Source organism: Lacinutrix sp., from assembly GCF_029238095.1.
In the GTDB taxonomy this organism is placed as follows: domain Bacteria; phylum Bacteroidota; class Bacteroidia; order Flavobacteriales; family Flavobacteriaceae; genus Lacinutrix.
Map to the genome: position 1 here is coordinate 1 of NZ_JAQWGS010000025.1, position 17,291 is coordinate 17,291.

20 protein-coding genes and 1 tRNA gene are annotated in these 17,291 nt (G+C 32.1%); 7 read left to right on the plus strand and 14 right to left on the minus strand.

Annotated features, from left to right (window positions below):
• Window positions 1-165: 165 nt before the first annotated feature.
• Genes scpA through P8H50_RS07240 form a run of 8 tightly spaced genes read right to left on the minus strand, consistent with a single transcriptional unit; the run spans window position 166 to window position 7,524 of the window.
• A complete protein-coding gene (gene scpA / locus P8H50_RS07205) occupies window positions 166-2,316 on the minus strand; it encodes a methylmalonyl-CoA mutase (protein ID WP_300207187.1) in 2,151 nt (716 codons plus the stop codon).
• Window positions 2,316-2,951 carry a hypothetical protein gene (locus P8H50_RS07210; protein ID WP_300207189.1) on the minus strand — a complete coding sequence of 212 codons (636 nt, stop codon included), beginning with the start codon at window positions 2,949-2,951 and terminating at the stop codon, window positions 2,316-2,318. The genes scpA and P8H50_RS07210 overlap by 1 nt, the downstream gene beginning before the upstream one ends.
• 29 nt (window positions 2,952-2,980) lie before the next feature.
• Window positions 2,981-3,661 (minus strand): hypothetical protein, encoded by a 681-nt coding sequence (locus P8H50_RS07215; protein WP_300207191.1) that lies wholly within the window; start codon window positions 3,659-3,661, stop codon window positions 2,981-2,983.
• Between the two features lie 40 nt (window positions 3,662-3,701).
• A complete protein-coding gene (locus tag P8H50_RS07220) occupies window positions 3,702-5,045 on the minus strand; it encodes a methylmalonyl-CoA mutase subunit beta (RefSeq protein ID WP_300207193.1) in 1,344 nt (447 codons plus the stop codon).
• On the minus strand, window positions 5,038-5,340 hold the full coding sequence (locus P8H50_RS07225; protein ID WP_300207195.1) for a septum formation initiator family protein: 303 nt from the start codon (window positions 5,338-5,340) through the stop codon (window positions 5,038-5,040). The genes P8H50_RS07220 and P8H50_RS07225 overlap by 8 nt, the downstream gene beginning before the upstream one ends.
• Entirely contained in the window at window positions 5,340-5,948 is a 609-nt protein-coding gene (gene udk, locus P8H50_RS07230) for a uridine kinase (protein WP_300207198.1), read from the minus strand. Before udk ends, P8H50_RS07225 begins: the two co-directional genes overlap by 1 nt.
• Before the next feature lie 50 nt (window positions 5,949-5,998).
• Window positions 5,999-6,418 (minus strand): cytochrome c, encoded by a 420-nt coding sequence (locus P8H50_RS07235; RefSeq protein ID WP_300207200.1) that lies wholly within the window; start codon window positions 6,416-6,418, stop codon window positions 5,999-6,001.
• A 2-nt stretch (window positions 6,419-6,420) separates the two neighbouring features.
• Window positions 6,421-7,524 (minus strand): PQQ-dependent sugar dehydrogenase, encoded by a 1,104-nt coding sequence (locus P8H50_RS07240; RefSeq protein WP_300207202.1) that lies wholly within the window; start codon window positions 7,522-7,524, stop codon window positions 6,421-6,423.
• A 113-nt stretch (window positions 7,525-7,637) separates the two neighbouring features.
• On the opposite strand from P8H50_RS07240, the gene P8H50_RS07245 reads away from it, so the two are divergent.
• The 3 genes from P8H50_RS07245 to trxB all read left to right on the plus strand — a co-directional run bounded on the left by P8H50_RS07245 (window position 7,638) and on the right by trxB (window position 9,328).
• Window positions 7,638-7,712 (plus strand) — tRNA-Pro (locus P8H50_RS07245).
• Between the two features lie 155 nt (window positions 7,713-7,867).
• Window positions 7,868-8,200 (plus strand): YtxH domain-containing protein, encoded by a 333-nt coding sequence (locus P8H50_RS07250; RefSeq protein ID WP_300207205.1) that lies wholly within the window; start codon window positions 7,868-7,870, stop codon window positions 8,198-8,200.
• 144 nt (window positions 8,201-8,344) lie between these two features.
• Complete coding sequence (trxB, locus tag P8H50_RS07255; RefSeq protein ID WP_300207208.1) at window positions 8,345-9,328, plus strand: thioredoxin-disulfide reductase; 984 nt, start codon at window positions 8,345-8,347, stop codon at window positions 9,326-9,328.
• A 72-nt stretch (window positions 9,329-9,400) separates the two neighbouring features.
• Here trxB and P8H50_RS07260 read toward each other — a convergent pair whose 3' ends face one another.
• The 4 genes from P8H50_RS07260 to P8H50_RS07275 all read right to left on the minus strand — a co-directional run bounded on the left by P8H50_RS07260 (window position 9,401) and on the right by P8H50_RS07275 (window position 13,203).
• Complete coding sequence (locus tag P8H50_RS07260; RefSeq protein WP_300207210.1) at window positions 9,401-10,138, minus strand: DUF2807 domain-containing protein; 738 nt, start codon at window positions 10,136-10,138, stop codon at window positions 9,401-9,403.
• Window positions 10,139-10,405: 267 nt separating this feature from the next.
• Entirely contained in the window at window positions 10,406-12,244 is a 1,839-nt protein-coding gene (locus P8H50_RS07265) for a PspC domain-containing protein (protein WP_300207212.1), read from the minus strand.
• Window positions 12,237-12,581, minus strand: a complete 345-nt coding sequence (locus P8H50_RS07270; protein ID WP_300207215.1) for a PadR family transcriptional regulator — start codon at window positions 12,579-12,581, stop codon at window positions 12,237-12,239. Before P8H50_RS07270 ends, P8H50_RS07265 begins: the two co-directional genes overlap by 8 nt.
• A gap of 175 nt (window positions 12,582-12,756) precedes the next feature.
• Window positions 12,757-13,203, minus strand: a complete 447-nt coding sequence (locus P8H50_RS07275) for a DUF4870 domain-containing protein (protein WP_300207218.1) — start codon at window positions 13,201-13,203, stop codon at window positions 12,757-12,759.
• Window positions 13,204-13,343: 140 nt separating this feature from the next.
• Here P8H50_RS07275 and P8H50_RS07280 point away from each other — a divergent pair, with 140 nt between their 5' ends.
• From P8H50_RS07280 to P8H50_RS07290, 3 genes are all read left to right on the plus strand, one after another.
• Window positions 13,344-13,802, plus strand: coding sequence for a DUF4442 domain-containing protein (locus tag P8H50_RS07280; protein ID WP_300207221.1), 459 nt, complete (start codon window positions 13,344-13,346; stop codon window positions 13,800-13,802).
• A 55-nt stretch (window positions 13,803-13,857) separates the two neighbouring features.
• Window positions 13,858-14,655: a TIGR00266 family protein gene (locus P8H50_RS07285; protein WP_300207223.1), complete on the plus strand. Its 798-nt coding sequence runs from the start codon at window positions 13,858-13,860 to the stop codon at window positions 14,653-14,655.
• Between the two features lie 144 nt (window positions 14,656-14,799).
• The gene (locus P8H50_RS07290) at window positions 14,800-14,997 is read left to right on the plus strand and encodes a hypothetical protein (protein ID WP_300207226.1); all 198 of its coding nucleotides are present in this window, start codon (window positions 14,800-14,802) and stop codon (window positions 14,995-14,997) included.
• A 45-nt stretch (window positions 14,998-15,042) separates the two neighbouring features.
• Here the strand turns inward: P8H50_RS07290 and P8H50_RS07295 are convergent, their stop codons facing one another.
• Entirely contained in the window at window positions 15,043-15,981 is a 939-nt protein-coding gene (locus P8H50_RS07295) for a hydrogen peroxide-inducible genes activator (RefSeq protein ID WP_300207229.1), read from the minus strand.
• A gap of 114 nt (window positions 15,982-16,095) precedes the next feature.
• Here P8H50_RS07295 and P8H50_RS07300 point away from each other — a divergent pair, with 114 nt between their 5' ends.
• Window positions 16,096-16,575, plus strand: coding sequence for a Dps family protein (locus tag P8H50_RS07300; RefSeq protein ID WP_300207231.1), 480 nt, complete (start codon window positions 16,096-16,098; stop codon window positions 16,573-16,575).
• 67 nt (window positions 16,576-16,642) lie between these two features.
• On the opposite strand, the gene P8H50_RS07305 is transcribed toward P8H50_RS07300, so the two are convergent.
• On the minus strand, window positions 16,643-17,065 hold the full coding sequence (locus tag P8H50_RS07305; RefSeq protein ID WP_300207234.1) for a DUF2141 domain-containing protein: 423 nt from the start codon (window positions 17,063-17,065) through the stop codon (window positions 16,643-16,645).
• Between the last annotated feature and the right edge of the window lie 226 nt (window positions 17,066-17,291).

The window sequence follows — 17,291 nt, forward strand, 5'->3', positions numbered from 1 at the left end:
GAAAATTAAGAAAACGAAAAATGACAAAAAATAGCACTTTGAAAGCTAGAAAAAAACAGTATCAAAATTTTTAACTAAATTAGCAGAAACCTCTCTTAAATTTTGAGCGAAAAAGTTCATTTTTATTTGACTACATACATACTATAATTTTAGTGTGCTTGTAAATTACTCTATTAAAATCTCTAAAATTTTAATGGCAGCGTCGCTAATTTTGGTTCCAGGACCAAATACAGCAACTGCGCCAGCATCGAACAAATATTGGTAATCTTGTTTTGGTATTACACCACCAACAATAATCATAATATCTTCGCGACCATAGGCTTTTAGCGCTTCTATAACTTGTGGTACTAAGGTTTTGTGTCCTGCTGCTAAACTAGAGACACCAAGAATGTGCACATCGTTCTCTACAGCTTGTTTGGCTGCTTCTTGTGGTGTTTGAAACAGTGGACCAATATCGACATCAAAACCAACATCTGCATAGCCTGTTGCGACTACTTTTGCACCACGATCATGACCATCTTGTCCCATTTTGGCAATCATAATACGTGGTCTTCTACCATCTTGCTCTGCAAAAGCATCTGCTAATTGTTGTGCTTTTTTAAAGCTCGAATCGTCTTTTATTTCTTTACTATACACACCAGAAAATGATTTTATTTGTGCTTTATATCTGCCATAAACAGCTTCTAAGGCATCACTAATTTCGCCTAAAGTGGCACGTTCTCGTGCTGCTATTACTGCTAAATGTAGTAAATTATTTTCTGCACTCACAGCAGAATCTTTAGTTTCGTGAGATAATCGTGCTGCTGCTGTTAAATTATATAATGCTTGTGTTACTTTTTTAGTATCACGATTGGCTTTTGTTTTTTCTAAACCTTCTATTTGTTGTAAACGTACTGTTTGGTTATCTACTTCTAGCGTTGCAATGGCATCTTCTTGGTCTAGCACATAGTTGTTAACACCTACTATAATATCTTGTCCAGAGTCTATGCGTGCTTGTTTTCTTGCTGCAGCTTCTTCAATTCTAAGTTTAGGTATTCCTGCTTCTATGGCTTTGGTCATGCCTCCTAATGCTTCAACTTCTTCTATTAAAGTCCAAGCTTTTTGTGCGATGTCATGGGTTAGTTTTTCAACATAATAACTGCCTGCCCAAGGATCTACTGTTTTAGTGATATGAGTTTCTTCTTGTAGAAAAATTTGTGTGTTTCTTGCTATTCTTGCAGAAAAATCTGTTGGTAAAGCAATGGCTTCGTCTAAGGCATTGGTATGCAAAGATTGTGTGCCACCAAAGGCAGCAGCAGCAGCTTCTATAGTGGTTCTGGCAACGTTATTAAAAGGATCTTGCTCTGTTAAACTCCAACCAGAGGTTTGACAATGTGTACGCAGTGCCAGCGATTTTTCATTTTTAGGATTAAACTGTTTTACCAATTTTGCCCAAAGCATTCTTGCTGCACGCATTTTAGCAATTTCCATAAAATGGTTCATGCCAATGGCCCAAAAGAAGGAGAGTCTTGGTGCAAAAGTATCTATATCCATTCCTGCGGCAAGTCCTTTTCTTATGTACTCTAAACCATCGGCAAGTGTGTATGCCAACTCAATATCGCAAGTGGCTCCAGCTTCTTTCATGTGGTATCCAGAAATACTAATGCTATTAAATTTTGGCATGTTTTTACTGGTGTACTCAAAAATATCTGAGATGATTTGCATGGATGGTGTAGGAGGATAGATGTACGTGTTACGTACCATAAACTCTTTTAAAATATCGTTTTGTATGGTTCCTGCTAATTGTTCTGGTTGCACGCCTTGTTCTTCTGCTGCAACAATATAAAAGGCTAAGATTGGTAGTACTGCACCATTCATGGTCATAGACACACTCATTTTATCTAGCGGAATCTGGTCGAACAACACTTTCATGTCTTCTACAGTATCTATGGCAACACCAGCTTTACCTACATCGCCAACAACGCGTTCATGGTCTGAATCATAACCACGATGTGTTGCTAGATCGAAGGCAACAGATAAGCCTTTTTGTCCTGCAGCTAAATTACGTCTGTAAAAAGCGTTGCTTTCTTCGGCAGTAGAAAAACCTGCGTATTGCCTAATAGTCCATGGTCTACGAACATACATGGTAGCGTATGGTCCACGAAGGTTTGGTGCAATACCAGCTACAAAGTCTAGATGTTCTAAATCTTGTAAATCGGCTTTAGAATATTTAGATTTAAAAGCAATGTCTTCTGCAGTTAAAAAGGTGCTATCAGCTTTTTGTTGGCTGTTGGCTTGGGTTACTAAGTAAATATGTTGAAGGTTTTTTCTGCTCATTACATTACTAGTTTATTCAAATAATCGTCTACGCCATTTTCGTAAGGAGATTGTAATTGTATCCAAACTGTTTTTTTGTTTGCAGATATAACGTATGTAAAAATATAGCTAGATATGGCTGTACTACTATCTTCCATTTTAAATACGGCTTTAAATATTTGCGGACCTCTATCTGCATTGTATTTTGCAGTTACTTTAGTGTATGTTATGTCTGGATTAACATTATTGTTTTCGTAATTTAACCTAATCTGTCCTAACAAAAACTGTGCGTCTCTTTTGTAAATAGGTTGATATGGTAACGTATTTAGTGTAAATGTTGAACGGGTTTCTTCGTCAAAAAATATACTAAAATTACCATCTAACTCCTTAAGCTTTTCTAGTCTTCTGTCTTCTATTTTAAAGGCATTAGGTGTTATTATGGCTTTAATAATTGCCTTGTATTCTTCTGTTGTTTGTTTTTTAAACGGACTAGGTAAATATACTTTTATACCATCGTCTGCAAGAATATGGTATGCTCCTTGTACTTGTTCTATGCTTGTGGCTTCAATCCAGCTTTGCATGCCTTTTACACTTTCAATACAGGATTGAAACGCTAATACAATAGTTAATAATAGGATGTGTTTAAAGTAATTCATTACGTGTAATTGGGTCCTAGATAGGTGTATTAACTTTTTGCAGGAACTTCTACTTTGGGTGTGCTATTTGGGTTAAAACCATTAACAGAAGGTTTTGCTGGCTCAGGTTCTGGTTTTGGGTTAGGATTTTTTAAATCTTTTAATTCTAAATCTAATAATTGAGAATAGAAGAACTCGAAAGCCACATAAGATTTTAAACTACCATCTGCTTGAATGTATCTTGCGCTATTGCTTAAAAGAGGTAGAATGAGTTTAGGGTTTAAACTGTTTGTTGCTAAAAGTGCGTTGTAGGTTGTTTTAATATCTTTATCTTTTATGTTATTGGCAATACAATCTACCAATGGATGCGCTTTGTTTATAAGCATGAGTCCGTTATCGTTGGTCCATAAACTAGTTTCTTCTTTAAGTGCTTTTGCTATTTTTAAACTGTGTTCGCTGGCAACATCTTTTACTTTCATACTGCCTCTTAATCTAAAATTAATAAAACTAGAGTAGGCCTTTGATACATTTTTAAATTTGGGATCGTAGGTGTTTATAATATCATTTTCGAAGGCAAAAACGGCTTCTTTGTATAAATCACCACTAGAAAAATCGCAGGCTAAAGGATTTGGATTTTCTGCGTATTTATAATCTATTTTTTTTGAGTTGTCACAGCTTGAAAATGTAACTATAATTAATAAAGCTAAAAGGTTGAAAGTTGTTTTTTTCATGATTTTTAAATTTTTATTATTTGTATTTACGATTTTTTATTTATTCTGTTTTTAATCTGTTTTGTTCTAAGGTTTCGGCTAAACGTTGTTCTAAAATAGGTTGTAGCAATGTTTTTCTGCTATTCATTTTTAAAAAAGGATAGAGTTCTAAATCGTCTTTCATTCTATCGTTTACATTGGGATGCTTATTGGTGCCAAGTAAAGTAATACTGCCAGAATTGAAGGCTTCTTGCTCTTTAGTAGCACTTTCCTTTATTTTTTTCTGAATAAGTCCTTCTTTTAGTTGTTTAGCAAAGCCACCATTGTTTTCGATGTCTTTAAATAATACCAGAGCTTTTTCTGAAAGTTGTTGTGTTAAACTTTCTATGTAATAAGCACCATCTGAAGCATTTTCTACTGCATTAAAATAGCTTTCGTGTTTTAAAACCAAGAGCTGATTTCTAGAAATGCGTTCGCCAAATTCGTTGTCTTTATGGTAAATAGCATCGTAAGCAAGATTGCATATTGTATTTGCGCCACCAAGAATAGCACTCATACATTCTGTTGTAGTGCGTAACATATTAGTGTTGTAATCGTATAGTGTTTTGTTTCTTTTTGTTGGCATTGCAATAATGTGGCAAGTATCTGTAACACCATATTCTGCAGCTAAGGTTTTCCAGAGTATTCTTAAGGCACGAAGTTTTGCAATTTCGAAAAAATAATTTGTACCAACAGAGACTTTAAAAGTGATTTCTGATGTTAAATTTTGATTTAAATGATTTAAGTATTCATTAGCATGTGCTAATGCATAAGCTAGTTGCTGTACAATGGTAGCTCCAGCATTTTGATATAAACTTAAATCGACACTAAGCGTTTTGTTTTTTGCTGAAACAATACAATCTAATTGCTCATGATCACTTTGTAAAGTATTAAACCAGTTTCCAGAGCGTGCTAGATTGCCAATAATATCTGTTAAAATGGTAACACCAGAAATAGCAGATAATTGTTTAGTATAATCTGCATCTAAAAACTGTAACTCCACATATAATGGAGTTGAGGTGGCATCTATATTTTTAATTAATGTTGATATAGAAACCTCGTTGTTAGGTATAATAAAGATAATACTTTCTGCACCTCTTTTTATTGCATTTACTGCTTTTGAATTCGATTTTTCAACATCAAAAACAAATATAGACTGGCAAATAGACCAAGTGTTAGATGGTACTTCTGTATATTGTTTGCCTTCAAAATCATCTTTATGATAAAACGGTTTTACGTTGATACCTTCTGGAGAATTCCAGATTAATGTCTCGTTATAGTCTGCACCTTTTAAATCGACTTGAATTTTTTGTTTCCATGCTTTTGCAGAAACACTATCAAAATCTGTAAATAGTTTTTTACTCATTTTTGTTAACTTTTAAACTGTCTTGATATTCTATAATATAAATGTCTTCGTTATCACGTTTCATATAATACTCTTCTCGAGCAAATTTTTCGAGACCTTCTTCTTTTTTTAACTCCTTTATGGCTTTGTTGTCTTTAATAATTTCTTTTCTGTAGTATTCTTTTTCGTTCTCAAGTTTTTCGATATCGTTATTTAGCTCGTTATGAATTAACAAGGAGTTGCTATCCCAAAAAATCATAAATAAAGCAAATAGGATTAAGATAATAACATATATATTTTTAAAATACTTGAGCATTAGGTTAGTTTTTCGTTAATTATTGTGCGTACAATATCAACTGCAACAGTATTGTATTTATTGTTAGGTATAATTAAATCGGCATACTCTTTCATAGGCTCAATAAATTGTTGATGCATTGGTTTTAACGTGTTTTGGTAGCGCGTTAAGACTTCGTTTATATCTCTACCACGTTCTGCAATATCGCGTTTTACACGTCTTACCAAACGCTCGTCGCTATCTGCATGAACAAATATTTTAATATCGAACATGTCTCTAATTTTTGGCTTACTTAAAATAAGAATGCCCTCTACAATCATAACATGTTTAGGGTGTGTTGTTACAGTTTCTTTTGTTCTGTTATGCTCTACAAAAGAGTACACAGGCTGTTCTATGCTTTTTCCAGCTTTTAAAGCGGTTAAATGTTGCCTTAATAATTTGAAATCTATGGATTTTGGATGATCAAAATTAATTTTCACACGCTCGTCGTAAGTCATATCTGATGTATCCTTGTAGTAAGAATCTTGAGAAATTACACCAACTTCACCTTCTGGTAATTCATTCATTATTTGTTCTACTACAGTTGTTTTACCACAACCAGTACCACCAGCAATTCCTATTATAAGCATGTTTTAAAATTTAAAATAACTAAACAAATTTAGGAATTTGAAATAAAATATTAGCGTTCAACCTTCGAAACTTCTTCTTCAGTTATTAACGATGTGTTTTTGTTTCCCCAACTATTTGTAATGTAGTTCATTACCGCTGCAATTTCCTTGTTTGTTAAGCCTTGAGATGCCATTGCAGTATTGTATTTTTCGCCATTAACAGTAATTTCTCCAGAGAGGCCATATTTAATAGCTTTAATGCTTTCTATTCTATAGTTTTTAAGATAATCAGATTTCGCCAAAGGCGGAAACACTTTTGGTACACCTTTGCCATTTGCCATATGACATTGGATGCAAAAATCATTATAAATATCTTTTCCTTCTGAAAAGTCCTGACTTTTGGTATTAAAATTTTGAACTATTTTTCTGTCTGAAGAATTACAGGCAGAGACTAACAATACCAAAGTTAAAATGAAGCTTAAGTTTTTCATTTCTAAAGTCTTAACAATTTAACAATTCCTATGTTTTCTACACCTACATATATGTAACCGTAAGGTCCTTGCTCTATAGCGCGCACTCTGCCAATACCATCAAGAAGTCTTTCTTCTTTAACTACTTTTCCGTTTTTTATTTCACATCGATCTAAATAACTAAATTTTAGAGAACCAACAAGTAAGCTGCCTTTCCAATCTCCATATTTATCGCTAGAAATAAAAGCCATACCACTTGGTGCAATAGAGGGATCCCAATAGTGTAGTGGTTGCTCCATGCCTTTTTTTTCGGTCTGGTTTGTAATAGTAGTACCAGAATAATTTTTACCATAAGTAATTATTGGCCAACCGTAGTTTTTTCCTTTTCTAATAATATTTATTTCATCTCCACCTTTTGGACCATGCTCATGTGTCCAGATGTCTTTAGTTTCAGGATGTATTTCCATGCCTTGCGGATTGCGATGTCCATAAGACCAAATGGCTTTTTTTGCATCTTTAGAATCTACAAAAGGATTATCTTTAGGTATTGTACCATCATCATTTAATCTGTAAATTTTCCCACAATCTCGAGTAATATCTTGAGGGTTGATATCGCGTTCGCCACGTTCTCCTATACTAAAATAAAGGTAGCCTTCTCTATCAAAGACTATTCTTGATCCAAAGTGTTGTCCTTTAGTAGTATTAGGTTCTGCTTTGTATAATAATTCTTTTTCTATAAGTGTGTTGTTTTTTATTTTGGCTCTCATAATAGCCGTATTTCCACCTTTACCTTCTCCTTTTGGTGAAGCATAAGAAAAATAAATCCAGCCATTATTTTTGTAATTCGGATGGATACTAATATCTAAAAGGCCTCCTTGGCCACGAACATAAATTTCTGGTAAACCTTCTATTTCTGTTTTAGTATCATTTTTAAAATGAATTATTTTACCTTCTTTTTCTGTAATTAGTAAAGAGTTATCTGGCAGAAATACAAATCCCCAAGGATTAGTTAAATCAGACACTACAACTTCATGAGTATTCTTATTGTTTACAGAATTTTTGTCTTGTGCACAAGCAGTTAACGTTATCAAAAAAAGTAAAAAGTAAGTAAGTTTTTTAAGTCTCATTATAAAATATCTATCTTTTGTACAATTTACAATAAAAATAGTTTGTTATTTAAATAAGTAAAGTATATTTGCACTTCTAAAATTAATAGTTTTGGAATTCAGATAATCATTTTCGGGGTGTAGCGTAGCCCGGTTATCGCGCCACGTTTGGGACGTGGAGGCCGCAGGTTCGAATCCTGCCACCCCGACTTTTAAGCTTCAGCATTTGCTGAAGCTTTTTTTATGAAATAACATGAGATAAAGCTTCATTTTTTGTGCTTAACTCCTTGGTATAGAATTTGTTTGTAACATAATGGGTTTTATTTAGACCAATTAGTTAAAGATTAATAAACAAAAGAAAATTATGATTGTAAACAAAGGAACTGTAGCTTTAGGATTAATATTAGGATCTGCTGTAGGTGCTGCATTAGGCGTTTTATTTGCGCCAGATAAAGGCAGCAAAACCAGAGAATATATAAAAGATGAAAGTTTAAATATTGTAGATGTACTAAAAAAGGATACATCAGTTTTAAAAGAAGATCTTGCAAAATCAGCAAAAGCAGGCAAAGAAAAATTTAATGAAGAATTGAGTTTAGTGACTAAAAAGGCAAGTCATAAAGCAGATGATTTAATTGAATTGCTTGAAAAAGGACTTCGTGTTTTAAAGGAAAAGAATAAAAACTTTCAGAATTCTTAATTATTTTTTGTTAGTTAGAATTGTAAGCTTCAATTGTACTCTTTCTATGGTATAATTGAAGCTTATGCATTTATAATATCTGTTGATAACTTAACTGTAAGTTTTCTGCTAAAAAAACTACTTTTGTAGTATAAAATTAATGAAATGTCTGATACAATAGAGAAAGTAAAGTGCCTAATAATAGGATCTGGTCCAGCAGGATATACTGCTGCCATTTATGCTGCCAGAGCTAACATGAAACCTGTTTTATATCAAGGAAGTCAACCAGGTGGACAGTTAACAACAACAAACGAAGTTGAAAACTTCCCAGGTTATCCAGATGGAATTACAGGACCAGCAATGATGATGGAGCTTCAAGCGCAAGCAGAGCGTTTTGAAACAGATGTTAGATTTGGTTGGATTACTAAAGTTGATTTTTCTGGAGACGTCCATAAAGTTTGGGTAAACGATGAAAAAGAGATTCACTGTGATACTATTATTATTTCTACAGGAGCAAGTGCTAAATACTTAGGTTTAGAGTCTGAACAAAAATATTTAAAATTAGGTGGAGGTGTTTCTGCCTGTGCTGTATGTGATGGTTTCTTTTATAAAAATCAAGAAGTAGTTATTGTTGGAGCAGGAGATAGTGCTTGTGAAGAAGCACATTACTTATCTAAACTGTGTACAAAAGTGACCATGCTAGTAAGACGTGATGAGTTTAGAGCGTCTAAAATAATGGCTGAAAGAGTTAAAAATACTAAAAATATTGACATACTTTTTAACACAGAGACCGATGCTGTTTTAGGTGATGGACAGGTAGTTACTGGAGTTAGAGTTGTTAATAACCAAACTAACGAAAAACACGAAATTCCTGCTACTGGATTTTTTGTTGCTATTGGGCATAAACCTAATACAGATATTTTTAAAGATTATTTAGATTTAGATGAAACAGGTTATATTATTAATGCAAAACCAGGAACTTCTAAAACTAATGTAGATGGTGTTTTTGTTAGTGGTGATGCTGCAGATCATGTTTACAGACAAGCTATAACAGCTGCTGGAACAGGTTGTATGGCAGCTTTAGATGCAGAACGTTATTTAGCAGCTAAAGACTCTACGTTCGAAGTGAGTACTTCTACTTACAACTAGATCTTGATGTTTTATATTATAAACAAAAAGCCGAAGCAATGCTTCGGCTTTTTTTGTTACATTTTTTCTAGTCTACTTTTTTCTCAAAATAGCGTCGTCATCAAATTTGTTTATTTCTATTTTTGGGCTTCCATAAATATACGTTTCTGTCGTTCCAGAAGCTTCAATTACTATGTCTTTAGAGGCTTCAATATGAACGTCTGCTCGGCCTTCTGTAATTAAATTACATGTTTTGGTTATTAGCTTTTCAGCTTTTAAAATAGCGGAGTTGTCTACTTTAATTGTTAATTCGTTTGAGTCTCCTTCAAGTATTGCATTGGCACGTTGAAGCATATCTATTGTAATAGTTTCAGAATTAATTAAAGCTTCAATTTTAGAGTTATCACTTAAATCTAGAACCACTGTTTTGGCCGTAATATTAAGTTCGGCTTTGGTTTTTCCAGCAGCTATATAGTTAAAATTCTCTGCTTCTATAGTTAAATAGATTTTAGAAGATTCTTTTGTTCTAAGGACTAAGTCTTTTACTTTAATGGTACTTGTTGATGTTAACTGCGCATCTTCTTTTAATTCAATAATATTTAAAGAGTCTTTATAGACTACTGTAATTTCCATTGCTTTACTTGATGTAATTCGCTTATTGGTTTTAAAGCTTAAACTTCCTTCTTGTACATTAAATGTAATAACATCGTGTAAATTATCGTCTGTGTTAATTTCTACAGAAGGTAATTCTCCTTGTTTTATATTAATTTTAAAATTGTCGCTAATTACTAAGCGATTAAAAGCATCGATTTCTGTAATTTGAGTGGTCACGTTTCTGCTGCCTTTAATTTTTTATGTACTTTGGGAAAAGCTTAAAAATGTTACTAGATAGGTTAAAATAAGGAGATGTAATTTTGTTTTCATTAGTTATATTAATTGTTTAGCAAAGATATAACAAAAACCATCCCAAACTTTTAAAAAAAATGGGATGGTTTAAGGTTGGTTAAAAATGTGTTTGGTTTTACATTACTATACTTAGTATTAATGCGATTATAAATTTAGCGATGGTTATCATACTGTTCGTTTTTTGATTGATTGTTATTCCTTTTTATTGTCTGAAGTTATTTTAATACCATCCTCATCTATTTTTACTTCCACATTATCGGTTTTACTTTGTACACCATCCTCGTTAATTTGTATTGAATTAACATTAGTGGCTGCTTCAATACCTTCAGAGTTTATTTTAAGCTTTGCACCATCTTTATTAATGTTTACATCTATTTCAAAATCATTATCATCTTCATCAGGACAATCTATACATATTAACTTCCCATTTTCAACTTTTTGATAATATCCTTCTTTTGTTTTTGAGAGTAAATCTCTGCTAGTATGATACCTGTGAGTGTTCTCTTCTGGTAACAAAACACTTCCTATAGGTAAATAAAGCGTTATATTAATTTCTTGATCTCTTCTAGAATCATCGTTTGGAATGACAAAATGATTATCTAAGTATAAGGTGTTTCCAGATAATTCATAATTGTAAGTTATACGTTGTGCTCGCTCTTTTACATCTTCAAAAGAGCGTCCTCTCGCACTTTTAATGACTTTAATTTTAGCTACACTATCTCTAGTAGACTTAACGGTAAGGTTTACGTCTTGAGAATAAATTAGTCTTTCGCCATTTTCATTATGGCCTACTTTAAAACTATTAGATTTATTAAAATACTCTGCATAGTTATCATTATTTTTCATTGTTAATATTAGTGTGTCTTGCGCTGTAATGTTTGCAAATGTTTCATTTTGAATAATTGGCGCTTCTTCACTGTAAGATAAGCCTTGTTTTGCTCCAACAATGCAAATGCCAATTAGTGATAATAACCAGAGACCCAATAGTGTGAACTTTGCTGCACTACCAATAGATTTTAAATTATTAACTAAAATTTTAAGACCTAAATAGAATAACAATAAAAGCGGAATGCCAATTAAAAAATAGAGCATTAAACCCACTAGCCAAAACTGAGTGTTTGAGGCCTCTGCTAAAAATAATATGTCCGAATTTCCTAAATCTAAACGGTCTATAAAGTTTGCAGAAATAAAAGCAACTGTAGTTGCAATAAATCCAGCAGCTCCTGCCAGCATTAACATAATACCTATAATTTTTGCAAAGATTTTTATGAAGAACATAAAAATGTCTGCAATGGTATCAAAAAAAGTTTGTGAGCTAGATTTTATTCTATTGGTTTGCTTATTAACATCTATGTTTTTTACAGAGTTAGAAATGTTATCGCTAGCAGATTCAAAACCTTCCTTTAGTTTATCGCCTGCAGTTTGCAAATTTTGACCAACACTTTCTGAAACGGTACCAAAACCATCACGAATTTTTTTTTCGATGTTAGAAATGGTTACATTCTCTCCAGTCATTAGAATTTTTTCAGAAGTTGTTTTTGCTTCCGGAACCAAGATCCAAAGTAAAATGTAAATTAATATTCCTGTTCCAAAACCTAAGACTAGAATAATCCATAATATTCTTACCCAAATAGCATCTATTCCAAAATAATGTGCTAATCCAGACGATACGCCTCCTACATAAGAGGTTTCTGTGTCTCTGTATAGTTTTTTAGATCTTGCATTGGTATATGTTCTTTGTTGAGGTTCGTCTTCAAAAATCTCATCGTCTACAAGGTAATCTTCAGGTTGTCCCATAATAGAAATAATGGCTTCAACTTGCTTGTTTCCAATGACTTGTTTTTCATTTTGTATGCGTTCTGAAAATAACTCTGCAATACGTGCTTCTATATCTGAGATAATTTCAGAACGTCCTTGAGAATCTGTAAATGAACGTTTTATAGCCTCAAGATAGCGCTGTAATTTTAAGTATGCATCTTCATCTATATGAAAAAATATACCTGCTAAATTTATGTTGACTGTTTTATTCATTTTCTTTGGTTTTTGAAGGTGTTACAATGTTAACTGCTGTTTGTAATTCGTCCCAAGTAGTAGTTAGTTCTTTTAGAAAAAGTTGTCCTGTTTCTGTTAATCCATAATATTTTCTTGGTGGTCCAGATGTGCTTTCTTCCCAGCGGTAATTAAGAAGTCCTGCGTTTTTAAGTCGTGTTAGTAAAGGGTAAATTGTGCCTTCTACAACAAGTAACTTAGCGTCTTTTAGTGTACCTAAAATCTCGGCTACATACGCATCCTCGTCTTTTAAAACAGATAAGATGCAATATTCTAAAACACCTTTACGCATTTGTGCTTTTGTGTTTTCTATTTTCATGTGTTCGCTTTTATTTTATTAGAGTTCAAATGCAGTTCGCAATTGAAGATTCTAGATTGATTGATATTTTTCTCTAATGCTCGAGTCATAGTGTCCTGCGATTTAATGTTGTGAAACTGTTCATTTTTTGATTTATTAATTGATTATTGATGAAACTGAAATGTTTTCAGTATGGTTATTTTAAAAATTTAATACTAAGTGGATAATTGTATACCTCACCATCTCTTGCTCTTAAACTTGCTTTTATTATAAATACAATTTCTAGAATAAAGCCTATAACTGCTAAAAAACCTAAAGAACCACCTATATAGAATAGAGGCGATGGTTTACTAATATTAAGATGAATGCCATCGAAAAGATTAAAATCCATAAAATCGAATCCATTTAATATACTGAAGGCAAAAAACGGAATCGTGATTAAACCAATAACTAAAGAATAGATTAAAATGCTTATTTGGAAATTAAGTGCTTGTTTTCCATGCTCATCTATAAACTGAGATTTATCTTTATTAATTATCCATAAGACTAAAGGCCCTAAAAAATTTCCAAATGGTATTAGAAATCTGGAGAATATAGATAAATGAATAAAGGTTGCAATGTTGGTGTGGTTTTTCTCGCTCATTTTAAAAGTATATAATAGTTGCTTATACAAATATATGTCTAAAAAAAGGTATTATGTTACGCATAGTACTAAAAATTAACATAACTTTAACATATTGTAGTGTGGAATATTTTCAATAATTTTGAAGAAACAAATAATAGATGAAGCTCACACCAAGTAAAATAAATACTTTTAACTTATTTAAGCTACCCTCAGTTTTCTTTGCTGGCGTGCGTGTTAAATCTATAGATAATAACTCCTGTACTGTAACAGTTAAACACCGTTGGATTAATCAGAATCCGTTTAAATCTATGTTTTGGGCAGTACAAGGTATGGCAGCAGAACTTTCTACAGGAGCTTTAGTTCTCATGAAAATTAAACAAAGTGGTAAAAAAGTATCTATGTTGGTTACTAATAATAATGCTAGTTTTACAAAAAAAGCAACGGGTCGCATAACTTTTAGTTGTAGGGATGGCTATTTAATTGACGAGGCATTAAGCAAATCTATTAATACAGGAGAAGGCCAAGCTTTCTGGATGCAATCTATTGGTACAAATGAAGATGGAGTAGTGGTTTCTACTTTTAATTTTGAATGGTCTGTAAGAGTAAAAAGTAAATAGTGTAACATTTTAGAAATCTAATCTACATATAACTGTATAACCAAAAACACAAAAAATGACAGCACACGAAATAGATTACAGAATTTACGGAGAAGAAATGCAATATGTAGAGATAGAACTCGATCCTCAAGAAGGAGTAGTTGCAGAATCTGGAAGTTTTATGATGATGGACGATGGTATTAAAATGGAAACCATTTTTGGTGATGGTTCTAAAAAAGATGATAGTTTTCTGGGTAAAATTTTAGGAGCAGGTAAGCGTATTTTAACAGGAGAAAGTCTATTTATGACAGCTTTTTATAACAACTTAAACGGTAAACGAAACGTTTCTTTTGCCTCTCCTTATCCAGGGAAAATTATACCAATAGATTTAACAGCGTTTAATGGCAAGTTTATTTGCCAGAAAGATGCCTTTTTATGTGCAGCTAAAGGTGTTAGTGTAGGAATTGAGTTTAGTAAAAAATTAGGTAGAGGACTTTTTGGAGGCGAAGGTTTTATTATGCAAAAGCTTGAAGGTGATGGTATGGCATTTGTTCATGCAGGAGGTACAACAGCTAAAAAAATTCTTAAATCTGGTGAAACCTTAAGAGTAGATACTGGTTGTATTATTGGTTTTACTCAAACTATAAATTATGATATTGAGTTTGTAGGTGGTATTAAAAACACCATATTTGGTGGCGAAGGTTTATTTTTTGCAAAGTTAGAAGGTCCTGGAACAGTTTACATGCAGTCTTTACCATTTAGTAGATTAGCTGGACGTGTTCTAGCAAGTTTACCTAAAGGAGGAAAAAGTAAAGAAGAAGGTAGTGTTTTAGGGGGCTTAGGCGATTTGCTTGATGGTGACAATAGATTTTAGAATTGTTAATTGTGAATTTTTTAACTGTTAATTTATAGATTTAACAATTTTTGAATGGTTTTTTTTACTAAATTTAAATGAATTTAAAAACAAAAGCCTATAACTGAAAACTACTTTTTTATTTAACTAAATCTAGTAATTATTATGGCAAGAGCAATGTTCGAGTACACCAAAACGATACTCAATAAGGTTAGTTTTGATGCTAATTTGTTTTGTAAGGAGGTACAAAAAGCACTTCAAAGATTATTACCTTATGAAATTGAAGAGCTCAAGATTTTTATAGAATCTATAGTCAATAAAAATCCAGACTTAAACCAATGTTTAATCTATTTAAATGAATAAAAAAAAGCGACTTACGAGTCGCTTTTTTTTATTTTTACAATTTATTTATTTCGGTAACGGACTAACAATTTGTACATTTTGAAACGCTATAGCTCCTCTTGTTACACCAGATATAACTTCCTGTAAGGCCTCTATAATTTGCATTTTTAATTCACTTTTATGATAAATAATACTCACTTCTCGTGCAGGAGAAGGCGCGTCAAATTTTTTTAAATTTATTTTGGTTTTCTCGTTAATGTCTAACGTGTGTAAATAAGGTAATAAGGTCATGCCTAGACCTTCGTTAGATAGTTTTACTAAGGTTTCTATACTCCCACTTTCTAACTGAAAATGCTCGTCGTTTTGGTCCTTAAAAGCACGACACAAATTAATTACTCCATCTCTAAAACAATGGCCATCCTCAAGTAAAAGCATGTCTTCAATATCTAAATCATCTGTAGAGATTGTTTTTTTACTATTTAAACGATGGTTTTGTGGGATGTAAGCCATAAAGGGCTCGAAGTAAAGCACACGTTCTTTTATAGAATCGTTTTCCAGCGGTGTTGCAGCAATTGCAGCATCTAAATGTCCATCGTTTATTCTGGTTATTATTTCTTCGGTAGTGAGCTCTTCAATTTTAAGTTTTACTTTTGGATATTTCTTTATAAAATTTTTAAGAAACATAGGTAACAGTGTAGGCATAACCGTTGGAATAATACCTAATTTAAATTCACCTCCTATAAAACCTTTTTGTTGGTCTACAATATCTTGTATTCTATGAGATTCGTTAACAATGTTTCTGGCTTGATTTACTATTTTCTTACCAACCTCTGTTAACTCTATTGGTTTTTTACTTCTATCGAATATTAAAATATCTAATTGGTCTTCTAACTTTTGTATTTGCATGCTTAAAGTAGGCTGTGTTACAAAACACTTTTCTGCTGCTTTTGTAAAGTTTTGGTGTTCTGCTACGGCTAGTACGTAAGATAATTGTGTGATTGTCATTTATATAGTTTTAAACTATAAAAATATAAAATCTATCAATAAAACTTATAGTAATTACTGTTTTTTTTAATGTTAAATTTGAATATTAATAAATAAGTACAAAAACACAAGATTATGACATTAAATAGTTTAGGATTAAATGCAAAGGAAACAAAAGAAATAGCTGAAGATTTAAACCTTTTATTGGCGAGTTTTCAAACCTATTATCAAAATTTAAGAGGTATCCATTGGAACATAAAAGGGAACAATTTTTTTGGCTTACATGTTAAGTTCGAGGAACTGTATACAGATGCAAATATAAAAGTAGATGAAATTGCAGAGCGTATTTTAACGTTAGGTGAAACTCCATTACATACGTTTAGCGATTATGTTAAAACAACAAAAGTACCAGTTGGTAAAAACGTTTCTAAAGATGTTGACGCTGTAAAATTGATAGTAAATTCTATAACCCAATTATTAATTTTAGAAAGACAAATACTTGATAAAGCTGGAGAAGCAAACGATGAAGGCACAAATTCTATGATGAGTGATTTTATTACTGAACAAGAAAAAACCGTGTGGATGATGAATGCTTGGTTAGGAGAAATCATCTAGTAAATTAATTTTATTAAACATTAAAGGCGACCATTTGGTCGCCTTTTGTATTGGTATTAACTAGTGACTAAAATCTAATATTTAATTCTAAATCTTCATTTTTTAATTCAAATTTAGCATCGTTATATTGTGGTGGACCATAACTTAATGGATTGTTAGACATGCCATAACTTTCAAGAGGCATTCTGTTAGTATCAAAATCCATTGCTTTGTTTTCATTTTCATCATGCAGTACTAAAACAGCATAAGTGCCAGGAGCAATGTCTTTAAATATCGCTTTAATTTTTCCGTTTTCAATAGTTGTTTCAATACTATTTAAACCATCTGGTTTTACAAGAAAAGTGTTTTTGTTGTGTAGCGTTAATATTACTTTTCCAGTGTCGTTTTTTACGTTATCTATTGTAACAGTAATATTGTGGGTGCTTTCTTCTTGTGCAAAAGATAATAGTGTAGTAAAAATAATAACGAAGGTAAGTGCAATTGTTTTCATGATATAAGAGATTTAATGTTAATGATACATCAAATGTCTAATATTAATAGACTACTTTCTAAAGGTAATGACTCAACTGTAGATTTTTAGAGACCAGTTGTAATAATTGCTATAAAGTGTTAATGGTTTATAGTAAAAGTAAGAAGTATTATTATTGTTAAGTTTTTTTGCGATTTGGGAGTTTCGTTTACGTTCAAGATATAGTTCCGTTTCAATGCACTATATC

What these genes read in the sequence shown, in the direction of transcription:
- scpA (WP_300207187.1), bottom strand. Translation starts at nt 2,316, where the DNA reads ATGAGCAGAAAAAACCTTCAACATATTTACTTAGTAACCCAAGCCAAC.
- P8H50_RS07210 (WP_300207189.1), bottom strand. Translation starts at nt 2,951, where the DNA reads ATGAATTACTTTAAACACATCCTATTATTAACTATTGTATTAGCGTTT.
- P8H50_RS07215 (WP_300207191.1), bottom strand. Translation starts at nt 3,661, where the DNA reads ATGAAAAAAACAACTTTCAACCTTTTAGCTTTATTAATTATAGTTACA.
- P8H50_RS07220 (WP_300207193.1), bottom strand. Translation starts at nt 5,045, where the DNA reads ATGAGTAAAAAACTATTTACAGATTTTGATAGTGTTTCTGCAAAAGCA.
- P8H50_RS07225 (WP_300207195.1), bottom strand. Translation starts at nt 5,340, where the DNA reads ATGCTCAAGTATTTTAAAAATATATATGTTATTATCTTAATCCTATTT.
- udk (WP_300207198.1), bottom strand. Translation starts at nt 5,948, where the DNA reads ATGCTTATAATAGGAATTGCTGGTGGTACTGGTTGTGGTAAAACAACT.
- P8H50_RS07235 (WP_300207200.1), bottom strand. Translation starts at nt 6,418, where the DNA reads ATGAAAAACTTAAGCTTCATTTTAACTTTGGTATTGTTAGTCTCTGCC.
- P8H50_RS07240 (WP_300207202.1), bottom strand. Translation starts at nt 7,524, where the DNA reads ATGAGACTTAAAAAACTTACTTACTTTTTACTTTTTTTGATAACGTTA.
- P8H50_RS07250 (WP_300207205.1), top strand. Translation starts at nt 7,868, where the DNA reads ATGATTGTAAACAAAGGAACTGTAGCTTTAGGATTAATATTAGGATCT.
- trxB (WP_300207208.1), top strand. Translation starts at nt 8,345, where the DNA reads ATGTCTGATACAATAGAGAAAGTAAAGTGCCTAATAATAGGATCTGGT.
- P8H50_RS07265 (WP_300207212.1), bottom strand. Translation starts at nt 12,244, where the DNA reads ATGAATAAAACAGTCAACATAAATTTAGCAGGTATATTTTTTCATATA.
- P8H50_RS07270 (WP_300207215.1), bottom strand. Translation starts at nt 12,581, where the DNA reads ATGAAAATAGAAAACACAAAAGCACAAATGCGTAAAGGTGTTTTAGAA.
- P8H50_RS07275 (WP_300207218.1), bottom strand. Translation starts at nt 13,203, where the DNA reads ATGAGCGAGAAAAACCACACCAACATTGCAACCTTTATTCATTTATCT.
- P8H50_RS07280 (WP_300207221.1), top strand. Translation starts at nt 13,344, where the DNA reads ATGAAGCTCACACCAAGTAAAATAAATACTTTTAACTTATTTAAGCTA.
- P8H50_RS07285 (WP_300207223.1), top strand. Translation starts at nt 13,858, where the DNA reads ATGACAGCACACGAAATAGATTACAGAATTTACGGAGAAGAAATGCAA.
- P8H50_RS07290 (WP_300207226.1), top strand. Translation starts at nt 14,800, where the DNA reads ATGGCAAGAGCAATGTTCGAGTACACCAAAACGATACTCAATAAGGTT.
- P8H50_RS07295 (WP_300207229.1), bottom strand. Translation starts at nt 15,981, where the DNA reads ATGACAATCACACAATTATCTTACGTACTAGCCGTAGCAGAACACCAA.
- P8H50_RS07300 (WP_300207231.1), top strand. Translation starts at nt 16,096, where the DNA reads ATGACATTAAATAGTTTAGGATTAAATGCAAAGGAAACAAAAGAAATA.
- P8H50_RS07305 (WP_300207234.1), bottom strand. Translation starts at nt 17,065, where the DNA reads ATGAAAACAATTGCACTTACCTTCGTTATTATTTTTACTACACTATTA.